Origin of the sequence: Gaetbulibacter jejuensis (genome assembly GCF_039524015.1) — a bacterium.
GTDB classification, from domain to species: domain Bacteria; phylum Bacteroidota; class Bacteroidia; order Flavobacteriales; family Flavobacteriaceae; genus Gaetbulibacter_B; species Gaetbulibacter_B jejuensis.
Genome location: NZ_BAAAGF010000006.1, coordinates 63,417 through 84,231, shown reverse-complemented (window position 1 = coordinate 84,231; position 20,815 = coordinate 63,417). Strand labels below are relative to the sequence as shown.

At 33.1% G+C, this 20,815-nt stretch carries 19 protein-coding genes; 10 read left to right on the top strand and 9 right to left on the bottom strand.

Features of this window, described 5'->3' with window-relative positions; all coding sequences use genetic code 11:
* Positions 1-428 precede the first annotated feature (428 nt).
* From thrS to ABD011_RS15635, 6 genes are all read left to right on the top strand, one after another.
* Entirely contained in the window at positions 429-2,366 is a 1,938-nt protein-coding gene (thrS, locus tag ABD011_RS15660; RefSeq protein ID WP_343799767.1) for a threonine--tRNA ligase, read from the top strand.
* A 31-nt stretch (positions 2,367-2,397) separates the two neighbouring features.
* Positions 2,398-2,946 carry a translation initiation factor IF-3 gene (gene infC, locus ABD011_RS15655; protein ID WP_202865202.1) on the top strand — a complete coding sequence of 183 codons (549 nt, stop codon included), beginning with the start codon at positions 2,398-2,400 and terminating at the stop codon, positions 2,944-2,946.
* Positions 2,947-3,010: 64 nt separating this feature from the next.
* Positions 3,011-3,208 carry a 50S ribosomal protein L35 gene (gene rpmI, locus ABD011_RS15650; protein ID WP_129761794.1) on the top strand — a complete coding sequence of 66 codons (198 nt, stop codon included), beginning with the start codon at positions 3,011-3,013 and terminating at the stop codon, positions 3,206-3,208.
* Positions 3,209-3,312: 104 nt separating this feature from the next.
* On the top strand, positions 3,313-3,657 hold the full coding sequence (gene rplT / locus ABD011_RS15645; protein ID WP_129761793.1) for a 50S ribosomal protein L20: 345 nt from the start codon (positions 3,313-3,315) through the stop codon (positions 3,655-3,657).
* Positions 3,658-3,810: 153 nt separating this feature from the next.
* On the top strand, positions 3,811-7,071 hold the full coding sequence (locus ABD011_RS15640; protein WP_343799764.1) for an amidohydrolase family protein: 3,261 nt from the start codon (positions 3,811-3,813) through the stop codon (positions 7,069-7,071).
* Between the two features lie 67 nt (positions 7,072-7,138).
* Positions 7,139-7,969 (top strand): HAD family hydrolase, encoded by an 831-nt coding sequence (locus ABD011_RS15635; RefSeq protein WP_343799762.1) that lies wholly within the window; start codon positions 7,139-7,141, stop codon positions 7,967-7,969.
* Here the strand turns inward: ABD011_RS15635 and ABD011_RS15630 are convergent.
* The 8 genes from ABD011_RS15630 to tgt form a co-directional block, all read right to left on the bottom strand.
* Entirely contained in the window at positions 7,943-8,365 is a 423-nt protein-coding gene (locus ABD011_RS15630; protein ID WP_343799760.1) for a secondary thiamine-phosphate synthase enzyme YjbQ, read from the bottom strand. The genes ABD011_RS15635 and ABD011_RS15630 overlap by 27 nt on opposite strands.
* A gap of 5 nt (positions 8,366-8,370) precedes the next feature.
* Positions 8,371-9,630, bottom strand: coding sequence for an asparagine synthetase B (locus ABD011_RS15625; protein WP_262733611.1), 1,260 nt, complete (start codon positions 9,628-9,630; stop codon positions 8,371-8,373).
* Between the two features lie 81 nt (positions 9,631-9,711).
* Complete coding sequence (locus tag ABD011_RS15620; RefSeq protein WP_343799758.1) at positions 9,712-10,731, bottom strand: AI-2E family transporter; 1,020 nt, start codon at positions 10,729-10,731, stop codon at positions 9,712-9,714.
* 89 nt (positions 10,732-10,820) lie between these two features.
* Positions 10,821-12,359, bottom strand: a complete 1,539-nt coding sequence (dnaB, locus tag ABD011_RS15615; protein WP_129761788.1) for a replicative DNA helicase — start codon at positions 12,357-12,359, stop codon at positions 10,821-10,823.
* 168 nt (positions 12,360-12,527) lie between these two features.
* A complete protein-coding gene (locus ABD011_RS15610; protein WP_129761787.1) occupies positions 12,528-13,481 on the bottom strand; it encodes an acetyl-CoA carboxylase carboxyltransferase subunit alpha in 954 nt (317 codons plus the stop codon).
* A 53-nt stretch (positions 13,482-13,534) separates the two neighbouring features.
* Positions 13,535-14,440: a DMT family transporter gene (locus tag ABD011_RS15605; RefSeq protein ID WP_343799755.1), complete on the bottom strand. Its 906-nt coding sequence runs from the start codon at positions 14,438-14,440 to the stop codon at positions 13,535-13,537.
* Complete coding sequence (locus ABD011_RS15600) at positions 14,427-15,506, bottom strand: LptF/LptG family permease (protein ID WP_335976250.1); 1,080 nt, start codon at positions 15,504-15,506, stop codon at positions 14,427-14,429. Before ABD011_RS15600 ends, ABD011_RS15605 begins: the two co-directional genes overlap by 14 nt.
* Positions 15,506-16,636: a tRNA guanosine(34) transglycosylase Tgt gene (tgt, locus tag ABD011_RS15595; protein ID WP_129761784.1), complete on the bottom strand. Its 1,131-nt coding sequence runs from the start codon at positions 16,634-16,636 to the stop codon at positions 15,506-15,508. Before tgt ends, ABD011_RS15600 begins: the two co-directional genes overlap by 1 nt.
* Positions 16,637-16,807: 171 nt before the next feature.
* Between tgt and ABD011_RS15590 the strand changes: the two genes are divergently transcribed.
* The 3 genes from ABD011_RS15590 to ABD011_RS15580 are packed head-to-tail and all read left to right on the top strand — an operon-like array spanning position 16,808 to position 19,267.
* Complete coding sequence (locus ABD011_RS15590; protein ID WP_129761783.1) at positions 16,808-17,653, top strand: transketolase; 846 nt, start codon at positions 16,808-16,810, stop codon at positions 17,651-17,653.
* 18 nt (positions 17,654-17,671) lie between these two features.
* Complete coding sequence (locus ABD011_RS15585; RefSeq protein WP_129761782.1) at positions 17,672-18,625, top strand: transketolase family protein; 954 nt, start codon at positions 17,672-17,674, stop codon at positions 18,623-18,625.
* A 54-nt stretch (positions 18,626-18,679) separates the two neighbouring features.
* Positions 18,680-19,267: a porin family protein gene (locus tag ABD011_RS15580; protein WP_129761781.1), complete on the top strand. Its 588-nt coding sequence runs from the start codon at positions 18,680-18,682 to the stop codon at positions 19,265-19,267.
* A 53-nt stretch (positions 19,268-19,320) separates the two neighbouring features.
* Here the strand turns inward: ABD011_RS15580 and ABD011_RS15575 are convergent, their stop codons facing one another.
* Positions 19,321-20,265 carry an FKBP-type peptidyl-prolyl cis-trans isomerase gene (locus ABD011_RS15575; protein ID WP_343799748.1) on the bottom strand — a complete coding sequence of 315 codons (945 nt, stop codon included), beginning with the start codon at positions 20,263-20,265 and terminating at the stop codon, positions 19,321-19,323.
* Between the two features lie 137 nt (positions 20,266-20,402).
* Between ABD011_RS15575 and ABD011_RS15570 the strand changes: the two genes are divergently transcribed.
* A complete protein-coding gene (locus ABD011_RS15570; RefSeq protein WP_129761778.1) occupies positions 20,403-20,774 on the top strand; it encodes an RNA-binding S4 domain-containing protein in 372 nt (123 codons plus the stop codon).
* Positions 20,775-20,815: the final 41 nt, after the last annotated feature.

Here is a 20,815-nt window from a genome sequence, read left to right as displayed (position 1 = left end):
TCAACGTTCCCGTTTTTAGCGGCTGCAAATATACAACCTATTTTTTCTTTATCGCAAACTTTTTTTTACTTTTTTTTAATGTTTTTCTTGAAAAATTTCGCCCAACCTATAAACCAATACTTTACATGTAATATTCTTATCATTTATACTTCCTGAAAAAACTACATTAAACTAAAATGCACACTTTAAACACATATATACATAAACTTAAAACACACAAAATAACTCTACACTATTAATCTCTATTAACTATATGTATAGTTCACCTCTACATATAGGCACTATAGATTAGCCTGCCTTTAAACGCTAATCATACATATATGTCCTTAATGAATAAAGATGTAAAAATTTATACATTATATATTATTGTATGAATGTAATTAACCTATTATCTTTGCATTCTTATTTTCATACATATATATAATATAATGGTAAACATCACATTGCCTGATGGCAGTATAAAATCGTTTGAGGGAGCTACTACTCCAATAGAAGTCGCTAAAAGTATTAGTGAAGGGTTAGCTAGAAATGTTATTTCTGCAAAGTTTAATGATACTACGGTAGAAACAACAACACCTATAACGACAGATGGATCATTGGTTTTATACACTTGGAATGACGATGACGGTAAAAAAGCTTTCTGGCATTCTTCGGCTCATATATTAGCACAAGCAATTGAAGAGTTGTATCCTAGTGCAAAGTTATGGGTTGGTCCTGCTATTGAGAATGGTTTTTATTATGATATAGATTTAGGAGATGATGTGATTTCTGACAAAGACTTTAAGCGTATAGAGGACAAGATGTTGGAGATTGCAAGAGGTAAGCATGATTTTAAAATGCGTTCAGTATCAAAAGACGAAGCATTATCTTATTATAAAGGTAAAAATGACTATAAAGTTGATTTGATAGAAAATCTTGAAGATGGTACTATCACATTTTGTGATCATGACTCATTTACTGACTTATGCCGAGGAGGGCATATACCAAACACTGGAATTGTTAAAGCTGTTAAAATATTGAGTGTAGCTGGAGCCTATTGGAAAGGTGATGAAAACAATAAACAGTTAACACGTGTTTATGGTATTTCATTTCCGAAGCAAAAAGAGTTAACTGAATATTTGCAACTACTAGAAGAAGCTAAAAAACGTGACCATAGAAAACTCGGTAAAGAACTTGAATTGTTTACTTTCTCACAAAAGGTAGGTCAAGGTCTTCCGCTTTGGTTACCTAAAGGAGCTGCTTTACGTGAGCGCTTAGAAAACTTCTTAAAAGTTGCTCAGAAAAAAGCAGGATACGAAATGGTTGTAACACCTCACATTGGCCAAAAGGAGCTATACGTTACTTCTGGTCACTATGCTAAATACGGAGAAGATAGTTTTCAGCCAATTCATACGCCAAAAGAAGGTGAAGAATTTTTACTAAAACCCATGAACTGTCCACATCATTGCGAAATTTACAATCACTCTCAATGGTCTTATAAAGATTTACCAAAGCGTTATGCTGAATTTGGTACTGTATATAGATATGAGCAAAGTGGTGAGTTACATGGATTAACTCGTGTAAGAGGTTTTACTCAAGATGATGCTCATATTTTTTGTACTCCAGAGCAATTAGACAAAGAGTTTAAAGACGTTATCGACTTAGTGCTTTACGTTTTTGGTTCATTAGGTTTTGAAAACTTTACCGCTCAAGTATCTGTAAGGGATCCTGAAAATCCCGACAAATACATTGGTGATGTAGCTAACTGGGAAAAAGCTGAACAAGCAATTATTAACGCAGCAAATGACAAAGGTCTAAATTATGTAATTGAAACTGGTGAAGCTGCCTTTTATGGTCCTAAACTTGACTTTATGGTTAAAGATGCATTGGGCAGACAATGGCAATTAGGAACTATACAAGTAGATTATAATTTACCTGAGCGTTTTGATTTAACATATAGAGGAAGTGATAACGAACTTCACAGACCTGTTATGATACATCGTGCACCTTTTGGTAGTATGGAAAGATTCATAGCTATTTTGCTAGAACATACAGGAGGAAATTTCCCACTTTGGTTAATGCCAGAACAAGTAATTGTCTTATCAATTAGTGAGAAATATGAAAAATACGCCAAAAAAGTTTTAAATTTGTTAGAAAATAACGAAATTCGCGCCCTAATTGACAATAGGAATGAGACTATGGGTAAAAAAATTCGGGAAGCCGAAATGAAAAAAATCCCATTCATGATTATTGTTGGTGAGAATGAAGAATTAGAAAACAAAGTTTCTGTGCGTCAACATGGTGGAGAAGATCTTGGCATGATTACTGTACAAGAATTTTCGAATATTGTTGACCAAGAGATAAAAAAATCTTTGAAACAGTTTTAAAAAAATTAAGTTTAATTAAAATTATATAGCCATAGCAATACGTAGAAACAGAAACAACTCTAGAAGAGTTGAAAAAGAAGATCAACACAGAATTAATTCAAAAATTAGAGCCGAAAAAGTACGAGTAGTCGGTGATAATGTTGAAGTAGGAATTTATACAACTAAGCAAGCACTTGCCATTGCTGATGAGCAAGGTTTGGATCTTGTTGAGATTTCTCCAAAAGCTGATCCTCCAGTATGTAAGGTTATGGATTATAAGAAGTTTCTTTATGAACAAAAGAAACGAGATAAAGCCTTAAAAGCAAAAGCTTCTAAAGTTGTAGTTAAAGAAATTCGTTTTGGTCCTCAAACTGATGACCATGATTATAACTTCAAAAAGAAGCATGCCGAAAAGTTTTTAAAAGATGGAGCAAAATTGAAAGCTTTTGTATTTTTCAAAGGACGTTCTATCGTATTTAAAGAGCAAGGACATATTTTACTACTTAGGTTAGCTCAAGACCTTGAAGAATTTGGAAAAGTAGAGCAAATGCCAAAATTAGAAGGTAAAAGAATGACCATGTTTATTGCTCCAAAAAAATAAAATAAGTACTGAGAAACTCTCAGCTAAAAATAATAAGCGAAACGTAAATTAAAACTAGGAGAAAATGCCTAAAATGAAAACTAAATCAAGTGCTAAGAAACGTTTTAAACTAACTGGCACTGGTAAGATCAAAAGAAAGCACGCTTTTAAAAGTCACATCTTGACTAAAAAATCTAAAAAGCGTAAGCTTGCTTTGACTCATGATACATTAGTACATAAGTCAGACGAAGACAACATTAAAACAATGTTACGTTTAAAGTAATAACGTTTTAATCGGTTAAAATAATTTATAAACCCTGGAGTTAGGCAAAACAATTTAGCAAGTACCAATTATAGGTCGCCTACTACAAAAAACAAATTTAAGAAATGCCAAGATCAGTAAATTCAGTAGCTAAAAGAGCCAGAAGAAAAAAGGTTCTTAAGCAAGCAAAAGGTTACTTTGGAAGACGTAAAAACGTTTGGACAGTAGCTAAAAACGCGGTTGACAAAGCGATGCAATACTCGTACAGAGACCGTAGAAACAAAAAAAGAACGTTTCGTGCGTTATGGATTCAACGTATTAACGCTGGAGCTAGACAACACGGAATGTCATATTCAAAGTTTATGGGTAAATTAAAAGCTAACAATATCGAATTGAACCGTAAAGTTCTTGCAGATTTAGCTATGAACAATCCAGAAGCTTTTGAAGCAATAGTAAACAAAGTAAAGTAAGGCGTTCGCCTAAATAATAACAACAATTCGCTTATAAAAATCCGATTCATAATGAATCGGATTTTTTGTTTTTAACATAGTTATACTTTTATCACTCAAGTGAAAACCGATAATAAATCTTATCTTACACCTTTATTATAATTTACAATTAAGATGAATAAAATTAATCTAATCTCCTCCCTCATTTTATTAATAACGCTTAACGTTTTTGGTCAAGAAACAAAAAAAGACAGTGTTTGGAATGTTTCAAATCCTCAAGGAAATTGGGATTTTAAAGACATAAAACTATCTACCAACGAAGGTACATGGATGAATATTGATGTTAGTCCTGATGGAAAACTTATTGTTTTTGATATGTTAGGCGACATCTACAAAATGGATATCAATGGTGGAAAAGCAACAGTTTTAAGAGAAGGTTTAGCTTTTGAGATACAGCCTAGATTTAGTCCTGATGGGAAATCAATTTCATTTACTAGTGATGCTGGTGGTGGTGACAATATTTGGGTTATGGATTTGGATGGCAATAATGCTAAACAAGTCACTAATGAAAATTTCAGACTTCTTAATAATGCAATTTGGACACCTGATAGCAATTATCTTATTGCCAGAAAACACTTTACTTCTACACGATCTGCAGGTGCTGGTGAGTTATGGATGTATCATAAAACTGGTGGTAAAGGTTTACAATTAACAACGAGAAAAAATGACCAACAAGATGTGAATGAACCTAGCATTTCAAGTGATGGCAAGTATTTATATTATAGTGAAGACGTATATCCAGGAGGTTTTTTTCAATACAACAAAGACCCAAATAGTCAAATTTATGTCATAAACAGATATAATATGAAAACGGGCGAAATTGATAGAATAACTGGAGGTCCTGGAGGCGCAGCGCGTCCGCAGGTGTCAAGAGATGGAAAAAAACTCGCTTTTATAAAACGTGTACGTGAAAAATCGGTACTATTTATACATGATTTAGAAACCAATGAAGAATGGCCTCTTTATGACAAGCTAAACAAAGACCAACAAGAAGCTTGGGCTATTTTTGGTGTATACCCAAATTTTAACTGGATGCCAAACAACCAAGACATTGTGTTTTGGTCTGGTGGAAAAATAAACCGAATAAATATCAATTCCTTGGAAGTTACTAATATTCCTTTTCAGGTTGATGCTACACTAAAAATCGCTAAAGCTGTTGAGTTTGATACTCCTGTGTCTCCTGATACTTTTAAAGCCAAAGTAATACGACATGCCGTAACATCTCCTGATGGAAAACATTTAGTGTTTAACGCATTAGGTTATTTATGGTCTCAAAAATTACCTAACGGAACTCCAAAACGTTTAACTAAAGGAACTGATTTTGAGTTTGAACCTAGCTTTTCTCCTAACGGAAAAGACATCGTTTATGTAACATGGAATGATGAAAACCTTGGTTCAATATATAAAGTGTCCGCTTCGGGAGGAACTCCTACAAAGCTTACAAATGAAAAAGGAATTTACAGAAACCCTTCTTATTCACATAATGGACAAAATATTGTTTACCGAAAAGAAGGTGGAAATAATGAACAAGGAAGAACTTTTGATAAAAATCCTGGTCTTTATGTAATGAACACTAATGGTTCAAATATAAAATTTGTTACAAAAGAAGGCGATTTTCCTAGTTTTAATGCTGATGATTCACGAATTATTTACCAAAAAGGAGGACAATATTTTGGTGACTTAACCAAAGAACTCAAGAGTGTTAATCTTGATGGTTTTGACGAGAAAATTCTTGTAAAATCAAAACATGGTAATAGATTAGTACCAAGTCCAGATAACAAATGGATAGCATTTGTGCATCTTCATAAAGTATATGTTGCTCCAATGCCGCAATCTGGTCATACACTTGATATGACTGATAAAACAAAATTTGTTCCTGTAACACAACTTTCAAAAGATGCTGGTATAAACCTTCATTGGTCTTCTGATAGTAAGCAATTGTATTGGACACTTGGTAATATGTATTATTCAACTGGAGTTTCAGAAGATGTTGAACTTGTTGAGAACGGAACTAAAATTAATATCGAAGTAAAAACCGATAAACCTAATGGAACTATTGCTTTTAAAGGTGCTCGAATAATCACAATGGAAGGTGATGAAGTTATTGAAAACGGTACTATTGTTATTACTGAAAATAAAATAGTAGCTATTGGTAAAAGTGATGCTGTTACCATTCCTTCTAACGCAAAAGTATATGATGTTACAGGAAAAACTATAATGCCTGGAATGGTTGATGCTCACGCGCATATTGGCGGTTTCCGTTACGGACTTACAACTCAAAAGCACTGGCAATTTTATGCAAATCTAGCATTTGGAGTTACAACAGCTCATGATCCTTCAGCAAACTCTGAAACAGTTTTTGCTTTATCAGAGTTACAAAAAAACGGAACATTAGTTGGTCCTCGCCTCTACTCTACAGGTTTTATTCTATATGGAGCTGATGGTGATTTTAAAGCCGTAATTAATAATCTTGAAGATGCACGTTCGTCAGTAAGACGTACTAAAGCTTTTGGTGCTTTATCGGTTAAGAGTTATAATCAACCAAGAAGAGACCAACGTCAACAAGTATTACAAGCAGCTAGAGAAGAAGGTATTTTTGTGGTTCCTGAAGGTGGTTCAAACTTTTATCATAACATGACAATGGTTATGGATGGTCACACAGGTGTTGAACATAATATTCCTGTTGCTCCTGTTTATAAAGACGTTTTAAAACTTTGGGGAAGTAGTAATGTAGGTTACACACCTACTCTTATTGTTAATTATGGCGGAATGAGTGGTGAATACTTTTGGTACCAAAACACAAATGTTTGGGAAAATGAAAAACTCTTAAAATATACACCTAGAGGTATTATAGATTCTAGGTCTAGACATCGTACTATGGTTCCTCATAGTGAATATGAAAACGGTCATATTTTAGTTTCTAAAACTTGCAAAGCACTAAGTGATGCAGGAGTTAAAGTAAATCTTGGTGCACATGGTCAGCTACAAGGTCTTGGTGCTCATTGGGAATTATGGATGCTTCAACAAGGTGGTATGACAAATCACGAAGCCTTAAAAGCTGCAACAATTAATGGCGCAAATTATATTGGTGCTGGTAACGATATTGGCTCATTAAAAGTTGGAAAACTTGCTGATTTAATTGTAATGGAAAAAAACCCATTAGAAGACATTAAAAACTCTGAAAGTATTATATATACTATGGTTAATGGTCGTTTATACGATACTGAAACTATGAATGAAATTGGTAACTCACCAAAAGAAAGAACTCAATTTTACTGGGAAAACAATAAGTATAACCAAGCATTTCCTTGGCATGAAGCTAGCCAAAGTTTTACTAAAGAATCTTGTGGTTGTCATATAGGTTCTTCGCACTAAAACAATTAGTTAACCTTAATTTTAAACAGAGTTTAAAGCCTATTAGTATTTTTGAAAAAAATGCGATATGAATCTATCTCAAGTTAAACTTGTAGTCACTGATATGGATGGTACACTTCTTAATTCTAAAGGAGAAGTTAGTGATAATTTCTACTCTATTTTTAAGGAACTAAAACACCATAACATTCATTTTATAGCTGCTAGCGGAAGACAATACCATAGTATAATTGATAAGCTTCATGACATTAAAGATGAAATTACTGTAATTGCTGAAAATGGTGGTATTGCTAAACAAGGTAAAACTCAGCTTTTATCAAACTACTTTCCTATTGAGGTTATTCATCAACTTATTGTTTTATTGAGAACTATTGATGATGCTCATATTGTACTTTGTGGTGAAAACTATGCGTATGTTGAGTCTAAAGATGATGATTTTATTTTCATGTTTAGCGAATATTATACGCAGTTTAAATTAGTTGAAGACCTTACTGAAGTGCTAGACGACAATTTTTTAAAAATTGCTGTTTACAGTTTTGGCGGATCTGAAGAGTTTGTGTATCCACATGTAAAAACCTATGAAAATGATTTACAGGTAAAAATTTCTGGTAATAACTGGTTAGATTTATCTCACATCAATACAAACAAAGGTTATGCTTTACAGCAAATACAAACCACTTTAGGTATTTCCAAAGCAGAAACTATGGTGTTTGGCGACTACAATAATGATTTGGAAATGCTACAATTAGCAGATTATAGCTATGCTATGAAAAATGCGCATCCTAACGTAAAAAAAGTCGCTAAGTTTGAAACCAAAAGCAATGATGAAGGTGGTGTTGAATTTATTTTAAAACAGTTGATAAACGACAAAGAATTAGTTGCCAAAAGCAGTAAGCACTAAACGTCTTCCGTTTGCAAAATTTCGATGTTCGCATAAGTAAATTCCTTGCCACGTTCCAAGATTTAAATTCCCATTTGTAATAGGAATTTGAACAGAACTCCCCATTAATGAAGCCTTAATATGCGCTGGCATATCATCAGAACCTTCATAATTGTGTTTGTAATAAGGTTGATTTTCTGGAACCATAACATTTATATGACTTTCAAAGTCAGCCCTAACCGTAGCATCAGCATTTTCATTAATGGTTAAACTTGCCGAAGTATGCTTAATAAACACATTTAATAATCCTATATTGATTGTAGCAATTTCAGGGAAATTCTTTATGATTTCAGAAGTAATTAAATGAAAACCTCTCTCTTTTGTAGTGAGAACAATTTCCTTTTGAAACGTTTTCATAACTATTAGGTCTTCTGTTTTTTCTTTTTAGCTGCAGGAAACAATACATTATTAAGTATTAATCTATAACCTGGTGATGTTGGATGCAAATCCAATTCGGTTTTTGGGTCTCCTACTCTATGCGTATAATCTTCTGGGTCGTGTCCACCATAAAATGTAAAAAAGCCTTTTCCTTTAATACCATGAATATATTTAGCTTCTCCATTGGTTTTGTTTTCACCCATAATAAGCACATTACTTTTTATTTCATCTCTAGTAAATGCAGTGGTTTGTCCCATAAAGCCTTTTACCAATGCAGTATGATTTTGACAAAGCATTGTAGGAACAGGATCCCACTTAGCCGAAAATTCCATAAGTGTAAAGTAATCTGTAGTTTTAGGAATACGTCTTTTTTGAGTCATATCTATTGAAGAAAACTCATACACATTAGGATTTCTTTCCAATAAATAATCTTTGAACGCAAACGTTTTACTGTAATCTATTTTATTTTGATAACCAGGATCACTACCATCTCCATCAAACATGGGTTCACAAATATCTACACCTTCTGCACTTAAAGCAATATCAAAACTATCGGTTGCGCTACACATTGCAAACATAAATCCACCTCCTACTACGTAGTCTTTAATTTTTTTGGCAACTGCTAATTTTTCCTGAGATACTTTAGAGTAACCTAATCTTGCTGCCAATGCTTCTGCTTCTTTCTTTTCTTCAATATACCAAGCTGCAGACTTAAAGCTTCGGTAGAACTTACCATATTGTCCTGTAAAATCTTCATGATGTAAATGCAACCAATCGTATAACAATAAGGCATCATTGAGCACTTCTTCATCATAAATGGTATCGTAAGGAATTTCGGCATAGGTAAGTACCATGGTTACAGCATCATCCCAAGGTTGTAAACCATAAGGTGTATAGACAGCTATTTTTGGTGCTTTTTCCAACACTACAGCTTCCATATTTTGTGAAGGACTACTAATAAGTTCTAGTATTTCTTCTGCTTTTGAATTAGAAATCACTTCAAAACTTACACCACGTATTTGACATTCTCGCTGAATTTCTTCAGTATCAGGAACCAAAAACGATCCTCCTCTATAATTCAATAACCATTTTACCTTTAGTTGTTTTTCTAAAGTCCAGTAGGTAACTCCATACGCTTTTAGGTGGTTTTTCTGTCCTTCAGCATCCATAGGAATTAAAACATAAGACGCAAAAGCTCCTGTAGTAACACAAAGGAAAAATAATAAGGCAAGTATCTTCTTCATAGACGAAATATACTCAAAAAATATTCCGTTATAAAAGGGTTTAAGGAAATATTAGCTAAAATAACATAAGAACAGTCTCAACTAACTACCAGATAATATGTTTGCTATTTTCTTGGTATTAGGAAATTGCTCCAATATAATTTTTATGAAAACCGTAATTGGAATAGCCATAATAAGACCTGGAATTCCCCAAATATAACCCCAAAGCATAAGCATTACTAAAACAGTAATGATATTTATTGAGAAGGATTTTCCCATAAAAATAGGCTCTAAAATAGCTCCAAAAAGCACTTGAACTCCAGTAATGGATACAATAAAGAAGAATAATGTACTTGTTGGGTCTAACTCTACAAAAGCAAAAATTGATAGTAGTATTACCGAAATAAACGAGCCTACCATTTGTACAAAATTGATTACAAACGCAAATAATCCCCAAAAAATTGGAAAACTCACATCAAAAAACAAACACGCTAACCCTGTACCAATACCTGTGAGTAAGCTTACAAAAAACTTTACTTTGATAAAAGTGATAAGGTCTTTTTCTATTTTCATAAACGCTTTTACAGAGGCATGTTTTTGCTTTAAAATAGTGTTGTTTAAAACTTTATGAACATTTATCGATTCTGCCAACCATAGCACAACAAAAAAGGCTGTCATTAAAATCATGGTTAAAAACTTCCTTAAAAAATCGAAAGTTGTACCAATATTATCCTTTTCAAAAAAACCAGAAATCATGTTTTTATCATTCTGAAAAACAATACCAAAAGTTTCTTCTAAATATAGTTTTGCATCAGCAAGTTTAACTTCTGCTTTATCAAAAAACTCAGTATTAGAAGCCATGATTTGTTTACTTGATAACTTTATGAGTTCTGCTCCTACTTTTAAGCCTATAAAAATTAAAAGAATAACAACAACTATACTTATCCATTTTGGCACCTTACGTTTACCCAACCAACGCATTAATGGTAAAAACAATAATGCAATAAACATTGAAAAGATTAAGGGAATAAAGATGAATGATAAAATCTTTAAAAGGTAAAATACCAAAGGGATTACTATAATAAGCAATAATAAATTTGTAGTACGTCTTTGATCTAGCATGGAGCGTTTTTTCTTTTTCAACCGAACAACAAATTTAGCTTAAAATGTTGTTATAAAGGGTAATAAAATACGTTAGAAAATGTTAAATATTAAAACGGAACATCGTTATCATCATCTTCTGGAGCACCAAATGCATCAGAAGCTGACGGGAAGTTGTCTGGCTTAAAAGTGTTATCGTTGGCAGCATTCATTTTACTATGGAATTCATTACCAAAAGGCGTGTCAAAATCATCAAGATTATCAAACTTACCAAGATGTCCAATGAACTTCAATCTGATGTTTTCTAAACCACCATTTCTATGCTTTGCAACAATAAACTCACCTTGTCCTTCGGTTGGAGAACGGTCTTCATCGTCCCATTCGTCAATTTTGTAGTATTCAGGACGGTAAATAAACGATACAATATCTGCATCCTGCTCAATAGCTCCAGATTCACGTAAGTCAGATAGTAAAGGACGTTTACTACCACCACGAGTTTCAACAGCACGTGATAACTGAGAAAGTGCAATAACAGGAACATTAAGTTCTTTTGCCAATGCTTTTAAGTTTCTAGAAATTGTTGAAATTTCCTGCTCTCTGTTTCCTCCTTTTTGACTTCCTCCTGCTGTCATTAACTGAAGGTAGTCAATCATAATCATTTTGATACCATATTGTGATGCCAAACGACGTGCTTTTGCTCTTAAATCGAATATAGAAAGTGATGGTGTATCATCAATATACAAAGGTGCTTTTTCTAATGTTTTTACTTTAACATTAAGTTGCTCCCACTCGTGTTTTTCTAGCTTTCCTGTTCTTAATTTTTCTGAAGACAGTCCTGTTTCACTAGAAATCAAACGCGTAATCAACTGTACCGATGACATCTCTAAAGAGAAAAAAGCTACAGGTTGGTTAAAATCAACAGCAATATTTCTAGCCATGGTAAGCGTTAAAGCTGTTTTACCCATACCAGGACGTGCAGCAACAATGATTAAATCACTAGGTTGCCAACCAGACGTTAATTTATCTAGTTTATCAAATCCTGTAGGAATACCACTTAACCCTTTCTTGTTAGAAATCTCCTCAATCTTTTTCTTTGCCTGTATTACTAAGCTTTGAGCTGTTTCGGTAGATTTTTTAACGTTACCTTGAGTAACTTCGTAAAGTTTTGATTCGGCATTGTCCAAAAGATCAAAAACGTCTTTGGTTTCATCGTAAGCTTCTTCAATAATTTCACTTGAAATTTTAATTAAACTTCTTTGAATATATTTTTGAAGAATAATACGTGCATGAAACTCAATATGCGCCGAAGATGACACTCTTTGTGTTAATGAAATGAGGTAAAAATCACCTCCAACCAAATCTAGCTTCGCATCCTTTTTAAGTTGACTAGAAACGGTTAATAAGTCAACAGGTTCACTATTTTCAAATAATTTGAAAATAGCTTCAAAGATGTATTTATGAGCATCTTTATAAAAGGCTTCAGGACTTAAGATATCAATTACCTCATCAACCCCTTTTTTATCAATCATCATTGCCCCAAGCACAACCTCTTCTAAATCAATAGCTTGAGGAGGTATTTTTCCTTTCTCTAAACTAATGATAGTGCTTTTATCTACTTTATAACCTTTTATTGGGTCTGGTTGTTTCATAAGATGCGAATGTAACTAAAATGTTAAGAAAGAACAGAATTTTAATACTTTCAATCTTAACAGTTCTTCAACAATTTAACTGTTAATAACTTATATATATTGTTAATAGCGACAAAAAAAACCGAAGTTCAGCACTTCAGTTTTTTTGAATACTATATTTTATTAGGATTAGCCTTTGTAAACTCCCATTTGCATATATTTTTCCATGCGTTGGTCTACTAACTCTTTTGGTGATAAGTTTTTTAATTCTTCGTAATTTTTTACGATAGCATCACTAACTGATTTAAAAGTGGTTTCTCTATCAGTATGTGCTCCACCAAGAGGTTCTTTTATGATTTGGTCTACAAGCTTAAGCTTTTTCATATCTGGTGCAGTAAGTTTTAAAGCTTCAGCAGCTTGCTCCTTGTATTCCCAACTACGCCATAAAATAGATGAGCAAGATTCAGGTGAAATTACAGAATACCATGTGTTCTCTAACATCAATACTTTATCTCCAACACCAATTCCTAAAGCACCGCCAGATGCTCCCTCTCCTATTATTATGGTAATAATTGGCACTTTAAGACGTGCCATTTCTAAAATGTTTCTTGCAATAGCTTCTCCTTGTCCGCGTTCTTCAGCTTCTAATCCTGGATATGCTCCTGGAGTATCTACTAAGGTTACAACAGGAATACCAAATTTTTCGGCAGACTTCATTAAACGCAATGCTTTTCTGTAGCCTTCTGGATTAGCCATACCAAAGTTTCTGTATTGTCTAGTTTTGGTATTATAACCTTTTTGTTGACCAATAAACATATAGGTTTGGTCTCCAATTTTACCCAATCCACCAATCATAGCTTTGTCGTCTTTTACATTTCTATCACCATGAAGTTCAAGAAATGAATCACCACAAAGTGCTTTAATATGATCTAGAGTATAAGGTCTGTTTGGATGACGTGATAACTGTACACGTTGCCATGCAGTAAGATTTTTGTATATATCTTTTTTGGTCTCTTTTAGCTTTTTTTCAATTTTCTTACAAGTCTCAGTAACATCTACATCGCTCTCTTCTCCTATTATCTGGCATTTTTGCAACTGATCTTCAAGCTCTTTAATTGGAAGTTCAAATTCTAAATATTCCATTGAAAGTTACGTTTAATTTTAGTTAGCATACAAATATAAAAACTTTAATCGTCTTAGCTTGTTAAGCTGCTTTTCTTTTTAACTATTTTTCTATTTTTAAGTAAAGCATCCCATAAAACAGTAATAAAAATAAGTGCTGCACCATAATAGAATTGTTGGCTCATAATCTCGGTTTCAGGAAACAAAATGATTGCTAGTGTAATACCATAAATTGGTTCTAAATTGTACGAAAGTATTACTGTATAAGGACTTATATGTTTCATTACTTCTACTGAGCCAATAAATGCATAGGCTGTACAAACTGATCCTAAAATTATGAGGTATATCCAATCAGAATTGGATAGCGTGAAAAACTGTGTGTTAAATGCATTATCAGAACGTATAATAAATAGCGACAGTAAAACAATACCGCTTATAAATTCATAAAATGAAATAACCGAAGCGTTGTGCCTTTCAATAAACTTGCCATTAATAACTGCAAAGGTTGTAGAAAAAAGTGCTGAAAGTATGCCTAGAATTATTCCGTTAAGGTATTGAATTTCACTCTGGGTTATTAAAAATACACCAACTACAACAACGATTCCGAAGAATATTTCGTAACCAATTATTTTACGTCTATAAATTAAAGGTTCTATAAAAGAAGCAAAAAAAGCTCCTGTAGAAAACATAGCGAGCGCTATTGATACATTAGCTTGATTAATGGATTCAAAAAAAGTAATCCAATGTAAAGCGATGATAATACCAGCACCAAAAAAACCAAGTATCGTTTTTGGTGGAAGGTTTAAAGGAATTCTTGCTAGCTTTATGTAAGCATACATTAATACTGCAGCAATTACCATTCTGTACCATACAAGTTCAGTTGAGCCAATGGTTATTAACTCTCCTAAAATAGCAGTAAATCCAGCAATGAAAACTAAAAAATGTAAGTGTAAATAATTTTTAAGCTTAACGTTTGGCATTATATAGAAGGTATATGGCTATTATACCAAAGATAACATTTGGAAACCAAACTGCAACCAAGGGAGGAAAATCTGATTGCTCTGCCATTACACCAAACACTTTATCGAAAAACACATAAACCATTGCGATAGTAATACCAAAAGCAAGATTAACTCCCATACCTCCTCTTCGTTTAATTGAAGATACAGCAACAGCAATAATAGTAAGTATATATACCGAAACTGGTAAACTCCATTTTTTATACTTTACGACTTCATATCTCCCAATGTTTGATGAGCCTCTCTTTTTCTCCTTTTCAATGAAACGGTTAAGCTCTCCATATTGAAAAGTTTCTGCAATATACTCAACAGGTGTAAGGTCTTCGAGATCAAATGAAAAGAGCGTATCAAAACGTCTCGTAGTTTCGATAATCTCAGAGTTTTCGTTGAAAATTCGCTTTGTGTAGTTAATTAATCGATATGTAGTATCTCTATCAATATAAGTAATATTATCGGCAGAAATTTTGTACTCCAACTTATTACCATCAAAATGCTCTAAAGTAAATTTAAATCCTCTTTTTGCATTAGGGTCAAATCGGCTTACGTAAATAAAGTCGTTATCGTTTATCTGCCTATAAATATCTTGAGTTTCAAACGCTTTTCTATTTCCTTTTAAATATTGATACTTAAACTGATTAAAACCTTTACTTGCCATAGGTGCTAAATACAAACCAAGTAATAATGCAAAACCAGCTACTATTGTAGACCCTATCATATAAGGTTTTAAAAACCTTGAAAAAGAAACTCCAGAACTTAATATGGCAGTAATCTCAGTATTGTTGGCCAATTTTGAGGTAAACCAAATTACTGACAAGAATAAAAACAAAGGAAATAATAAGTTAGCAAAATAGATTGTAAAATCTAGATAGTACTTCGCTACAGCAGGAAAAGGCACTTCTTTTTCAAGAATTTTACCAATCTTTTCAGCAAGATTTACAGTTATCCCAATAGGAATAAACAACAGCAACATCATTAAAAATGTAAACAGGTAACGCTTTAATATGTACCAATCTAATATCTTTAACATTACAATCGTTTATCCATTTGTTTTACCATTTTATCTTTCCAGCTTCTAAAATCTCCTGCTAATATATGTTTTCTAGCTTCTCTAACCAACCATAAATAAAAACCAAGATTATGTATAGTTGCTATTTGCTTACCAAGTAATTCATTTACAGTAAATAAATGACGCAAATAGGCTTTACTATATTCGGTATCTACAAAGGTTATTCCCATTTCATCAATTGGAGAAAAATCGTCTTCCCATTTTTTATTTTTGATGTTTATTGTACCATGAGCTGTAAATAACATTCCATTTCTAGCATTTCTTGTAGGCATTACACAGTCAAACATATCTACACCTAACGCTATATTTTCTAAAATATTGATTGGAGTACCAACTCCCATTAAGTAACGAGGTTTGTCTTCAGGCAAAATTCCGCATACAACATCAGTCATAGCATACATTTCTTCGGCAGGTTCTCCTACCGAAAGTCCACCAATAGCGTTTCCTAAAGCTCCAGAGTTAGCAATATATTCAGCAGACTGAATACGTAAATCTTTGTATGTGCTTCCTTGAACAATTGGAAAAAACGTTTGTGAGTACCCATATTTAAATGGTGTTTTTTCTAAATGCGCAATACATCTGTCTAACCAACGATGCGTCATGTGCATAGAGCGTTTTGCGTAATTATAATCGCAAGGATAAGGTGTACACTCATCAAAAGCCATTATAATATCAGCACCAATACTACGCTGAATTTCCATAACATTTTCAGGCGTAAATGTATGGTAGCTACCATCAATATGTGATTTAAACTTAACACCTTCTTCCTTAATTTTTCTATTTGCAGAAAGCGAGTACACTTGGTAACCACCAGAATCGGTTAGTATATTTCTATCCCAATTCATAAACTTATGAAGTCCGCCTGCCTTTTCTAAAATATCAGTTTGAGGTCTTAAATAAAGATGATAGGTATTTCCTAATATAATATCAGGATTTATATCGTTTTTAAGCTCTCGTTGATGCACTCCTTTTACCGAAGCCACAGTACCAACTGGCATAAAAATAGGTGTTTCAATAACACCATGATCTGTAGTAATTTTTCCTGCTCTAGCCTTACTTTGACTATCTTTTCCCTTTAATTCAAATATCATATGCTTTACTCAATGAGTTGGCAAAGATAAATAACTAAATGTGATGTGCTTCTTAATAAATTCAAAATTGTTAGCAAAAGCATCATTTTGGTTAATAAATGCTCATAAAGTCTTTTTATTAATCTGTATAAAACTTTACTTTTGCATCAAGAAAAAACTTAGATTAAAAACATGTCAAACACACAACAACTAGAAGATTTAGTAACACAGGTTCGTAGAGACATTTTACGGATGGTACATAAAGTAAACTCAGGGCATCCAGGTGGTTCTTTGGGCTGTACAGAATTTTTTGTAGCGCTTTATAATGAAATAATGGAAACCAATAATACCTTTGATATGGATGGTATTGGAGAAGATATTTTCTTCCTATCAAACGGTCATATTTCGCCTGTTTATTACAGCGTATTAGCAAGAGCTGGTTACTTTCCTGTAGATGAGCTAAATACTTTTAGAATAATCAACTCTAGATTACAAGGACACCCAACTACTCACGAAGGTTTACCAGGTGTTCGTATTGCATCAGGTTCTTTAGGACAAGGAATGAGCGTTGCTCTTGGTGCTGCACAAGCAAAAAAATTAAATAATGACAACCATTTAGTATACAGTTTACATGGTGATGGCGAGTTACAAGAAGGTCAAAACTGGGAAGCTATAATGTATGCATCAGGAAACAAAGTTGACAATATTATTGCTACTATTGACTTAAACGGTCAGCAAATTGACGGTTCTACAGATGACGTTTTACCTATGGGAAATGTCAAAGAAAAATTTGAAGCTTTTGGATGGACTGTTTTAGAAATTGAAGAAGGAAATAATATTGAAGCTATATTAAAAGGTATGGCTGAAGCAAAATCTAAAACTGGGCAAGGGAAACCAGTATGCGTTTTACTAAAAACTGTAATGGGTAATGGTGTTGATTTTATGATGCACACTCATGCGTGGCATGGTAAAGCACCAAACGATGAGCAGTTAGCTATTGGACTAGCACAAAACCCAGAAACTTTAGGAGATTATTAAGCAGCAACAACTAAGACAATGAAAACATATACATACACAGAAAAAAAAGATACTAGAAGTGGTTTTGGAGCAGGACTTGCAGAGTTAGGTAGAACAAATCCAAACGTTGTTGCACTTTGTGCAGATTTAATTGGTTCATTAAAAATGGATCAATTTATTAAGGAAAATCCTGAGCGTTTTTTCCAAGTAGGAATTGCTGAAGCTAACATGATGGGTATTGCAGCAGGATTAACTATTGGTGGGAAAATTCCTTTTACTGGTACTTTTGCTAATTTCTCAACAGGAAGAGTTTACGATCAAATTCGTCAATCTATAGCTTATTCTGGTAAAAATGTAAAAATATGCGCATCGCATGCAGGTTTAACTTTAGGTGAAGATGGAGCAACACATCAAATACTAGAAGACATTGGATTAATGAAAATGCTTCCAGGAATGACAGTTATAAATCCATGTGACTATAACCAAACCAAAGCTGCTACTATAGCTATTGCAGAACATGATGGACCTGTTTACCTTCGTTTTGGTAGACCTTCAGTTCCTGTGTTTATGCCTGAAGACCAAAAATTTGAAATAGGGAAAGCTATTCATCTTACTGAAGGAAGCGATGTAACTATTGTTGCTACAGGACATTTAGTTTGGGAAGCATTAGAAGCTTCAAAAGCGCTTTTTGAAAAAGGTATCAAGGCTGAAGTTATTAATATTCATACCATAAAACCTCTTGACGAAAAAGCAATATTAGATTCAGTAGCAAAAACTAAATGCATTGTAACTGCTGAAGAACACAACTATTTAGGTGGTTTAGGAGAGAGTGTAGCTAGAGTTTTAGCTGAAAACGAACCTACGCCTCAAGAGTTTATTGCTACTCAAGATACTTTTGGTGAATCTGGTACACCAGCACAACTAATGGACAAATATGGACTTAACAGTTCTGCTATTATAAATGCTGTTGAAAAAGTAATGAAAAGAAAATAATATTCGTTTGGCAACGTTTTTGATACTATAATCCAAATCTAAAAAACGAATATTATGAAAAAATTAGTTATTACTACAATTCTGTTATTTGCAATTAATTTATCTTTTGCTCAAGACGGAAACAGCTTTGGTCTTAAAGGTGGACTAAACTATAATGCCAATGGAGATTATTTTGAATCTATTGGTGATAATGCACAACACCCAGACCGAAACATAGGTTATCATATTGGTGTTTTTGGTAAAATTGGAAACAAGTTTTACTTCAGACCTGAGCTGATGTACACTAGTACTAAAAGTGATTACGATAGCGATGATTTCACTATGCAGAAAATTGACGCTCCTCTATTATTTGGTGTTAAAGTTTTAGGACCTGTAAGTGTTTTTGGTGGACCATCATTACAATATATCTTGGATACTGAGTTTGATGGCATAAGCATTAGCGAAGTTGAGGATGACTTTTCAGTTGGATTAAACTTTGGTATTGGACTAAGCTTTCAATCGTTTGGAATTGACCTAAGATACGAAAGAGGTTTTAGTGATAACGAAGCTACATTTATTGGAAACAATTTAGGAGAAGGTGTTGTAAGTAGAATTGATACCAGACCTGATCAACTTATCTTAAGTTTATCACTAATTCTATAAAAAAGAAATAAATAGATTATAAAAAAAGCCGCTTTAAAAGCGGCTTTTTTTTGTTAGTCTTCATCTTGATTGGATTCTGTTGAATCCGCATCTAAATAATTTGGAATTCCATCTCCATCAGTATCATCATTAGTTGGGTCTCCATCATTATCAATATCCTCATATATCGTTAACACACCATCTCCATCGTCATCAATATCTAAATAGTTAGGAATATCATCTTCATCAGTATCTTCATCAAAAATATCTTCGTCGTTATCTAAGTCCTCTAAATAAGTTGGTACTCCATCTTCATCATGGTCATTAATTTCAGTTTGGTATAACGCAAACTTAAATATTAAATTAGAGTAAGAATTCACACCAAATGGTGGTGAAGAAAAATAGGCTAATCCTGAAGGTAAAAACATAACTCCCAAACCGTAGTCTGAATACGTTACAGTTCCATCTCCATTTATAACAAACGAACTAGCTGTATTAAATTGTGGCATCACTCTTCTCCATCCAGGAATTAAGTTAACTAAATCTAATTGAGTAGGGTTTACAGTACTATCAAAAACATCTCCATCTTGCATATTACCAGAATAGTTTACCCTTACATCATCACAAAAATTTGGAGCATCTCCTCCTCCTTGGTTTAATCTAAGTATATAATATTCATACTCTACATCAGCAAAGGTAGTGGTATGAACCTCAATTACTCCAGGGTCACTTAACATAGTATTATTTTCTGGATCAGGCATTTCTAAATAATTTCCATTTTCGTCCATAGGTAATTCAGAAATTTCTATATCAGAAATTGAATAATCTCCAGGAGTCTCAAACATTGAAGAATTATAGTAATGAGTTTCAAAATACCCTAGCAAGGAATCTCTATCGGCAACTTGTTGTTCTGTTCTATCTCGTTCAACAAATGTAGAACCATTATCATCATCTTTTTTACACGATGTAAAACCTAAAACCAGAACTAGAAGTAAAGCACAGTAATTTTTAATTTTCATAAATAGTAAATTTTTCTTTCATCAATTCAAAAACAAGACCTCTTGCCTGAATTTATATTGCTCATTTTTATTAGCGCAAGATACAATATTATAATATTTTTGTACAACAACATTAACGTAGTTTTTATATTTTTAATATGCGGATAGACAAATTCTTGTGGAGTGTTAGATATTACAAAACCCGAAGCATTGCAACACAAGCATGTAAAAAAGGTCATATTAAAGTAAATGATCAAGTAGTAAAACCCAGTAGAGAAGTTTATATAGGTGATAAAATTGAATTGCGAAAAAATCAAATCAACTATCAGTTAACAGTTAACGATATACCTCCTAACAGAGTTGGAGCTAAGTTAGTTGACATTTATAGAACTGATACAACACCCAAAGAAGCCTTTGAAGCTCAAGAACTACTTAAATACTCTAAGGATTATTACCGTAAAAAAGGCACAGGAAGACCTACTAAAAAAGATAGACGCGATATTGATGATTTTTATGACGAAAATGAATAGTATTGAAAATTCTCCTTTATCTTTGAAAAAACACTATTACA

Bases quoted from the DNA above. Each gene is read 5' to 3' on its own strand.
- ABD011_RS15605 (WP_343799755.1), bottom strand. From the start codon at position 14,440: ATGCCAAACGTTAAGCTTAAAAATTATTTACACTTACATTTTTTAGTT.
- ABD011_RS15580 (WP_129761781.1), top strand. From the start codon at position 18,680: ATGAAAAAATTAGTTATTACTACAATTCTGTTATTTGCAATTAATTTA.
- ABD011_RS15625 (WP_262733611.1), bottom strand. From the start codon at position 9,630: ATGAAGAAGATACTTGCCTTATTATTTTTCCTTTGTGTTACTACAGGA.
- dnaB (WP_129761788.1), bottom strand. From the start codon at position 12,359: ATGAAACAACCAGACCCAATAAAAGGTTATAAAGTAGATAAAAGCACT.
- rpmI (WP_129761794.1), top strand. From the start codon at position 3,011: ATGCCTAAAATGAAAACTAAATCAAGTGCTAAGAAACGTTTTAAACTA.
- ABD011_RS15620 (WP_343799758.1), bottom strand. From the start codon at position 10,731: ATGCTAGATCAAAGACGTACTACAAATTTATTATTGCTTATTATAGTA.
- ABD011_RS15630 (WP_343799760.1), bottom strand. From the start codon at position 8,365: ATGAAAACGTTTCAAAAGGAAATTGTTCTCACTACAAAAGAGAGAGGT.
- ABD011_RS15600 (WP_335976250.1), bottom strand. From the start codon at position 15,506: ATGTTAAAGATATTAGATTGGTACATATTAAAGCGTTACCTGTTTACA.
- rplT (WP_129761793.1), top strand. From the start codon at position 3,313: ATGCCAAGATCAGTAAATTCAGTAGCTAAAAGAGCCAGAAGAAAAAAG.
- tgt (WP_129761784.1), bottom strand. From the start codon at position 16,636: ATGATATTTGAATTAAAGGGAAAAGATAGTCAAAGTAAGGCTAGAGCA.
- thrS (WP_343799767.1), top strand. From the start codon at position 429: ATGGTAAACATCACATTGCCTGATGGCAGTATAAAATCGTTTGAGGGA.
- ABD011_RS15590 (WP_129761783.1), top strand. From the start codon at position 16,808: ATGTCAAACACACAACAACTAGAAGATTTAGTAACACAGGTTCGTAGA.
- ABD011_RS15585 (WP_129761782.1), top strand. From the start codon at position 17,672: ATGAAAACATATACATACACAGAAAAAAAAGATACTAGAAGTGGTTTT.
- ABD011_RS15575 (WP_343799748.1), bottom strand. From the start codon at position 20,265: ATGAAAATTAAAAATTACTGTGCTTTACTTCTAGTTCTGGTTTTAGGT.
- ABD011_RS15640 (WP_343799764.1), top strand. From the start codon at position 3,811: ATGAATAAAATTAATCTAATCTCCTCCCTCATTTTATTAATAACGCTT.
- ABD011_RS15570 (WP_129761778.1), top strand. From the start codon at position 20,403: ATGCGGATAGACAAATTCTTGTGGAGTGTTAGATATTACAAAACCCGA.
- ABD011_RS15610 (WP_129761787.1), bottom strand. From the start codon at position 13,481: ATGGAATATTTAGAATTTGAACTTCCAATTAAAGAGCTTGAAGATCAG.
- ABD011_RS15635 (WP_343799762.1), top strand. From the start codon at position 7,139: ATGAATCTATCTCAAGTTAAACTTGTAGTCACTGATATGGATGGTACA.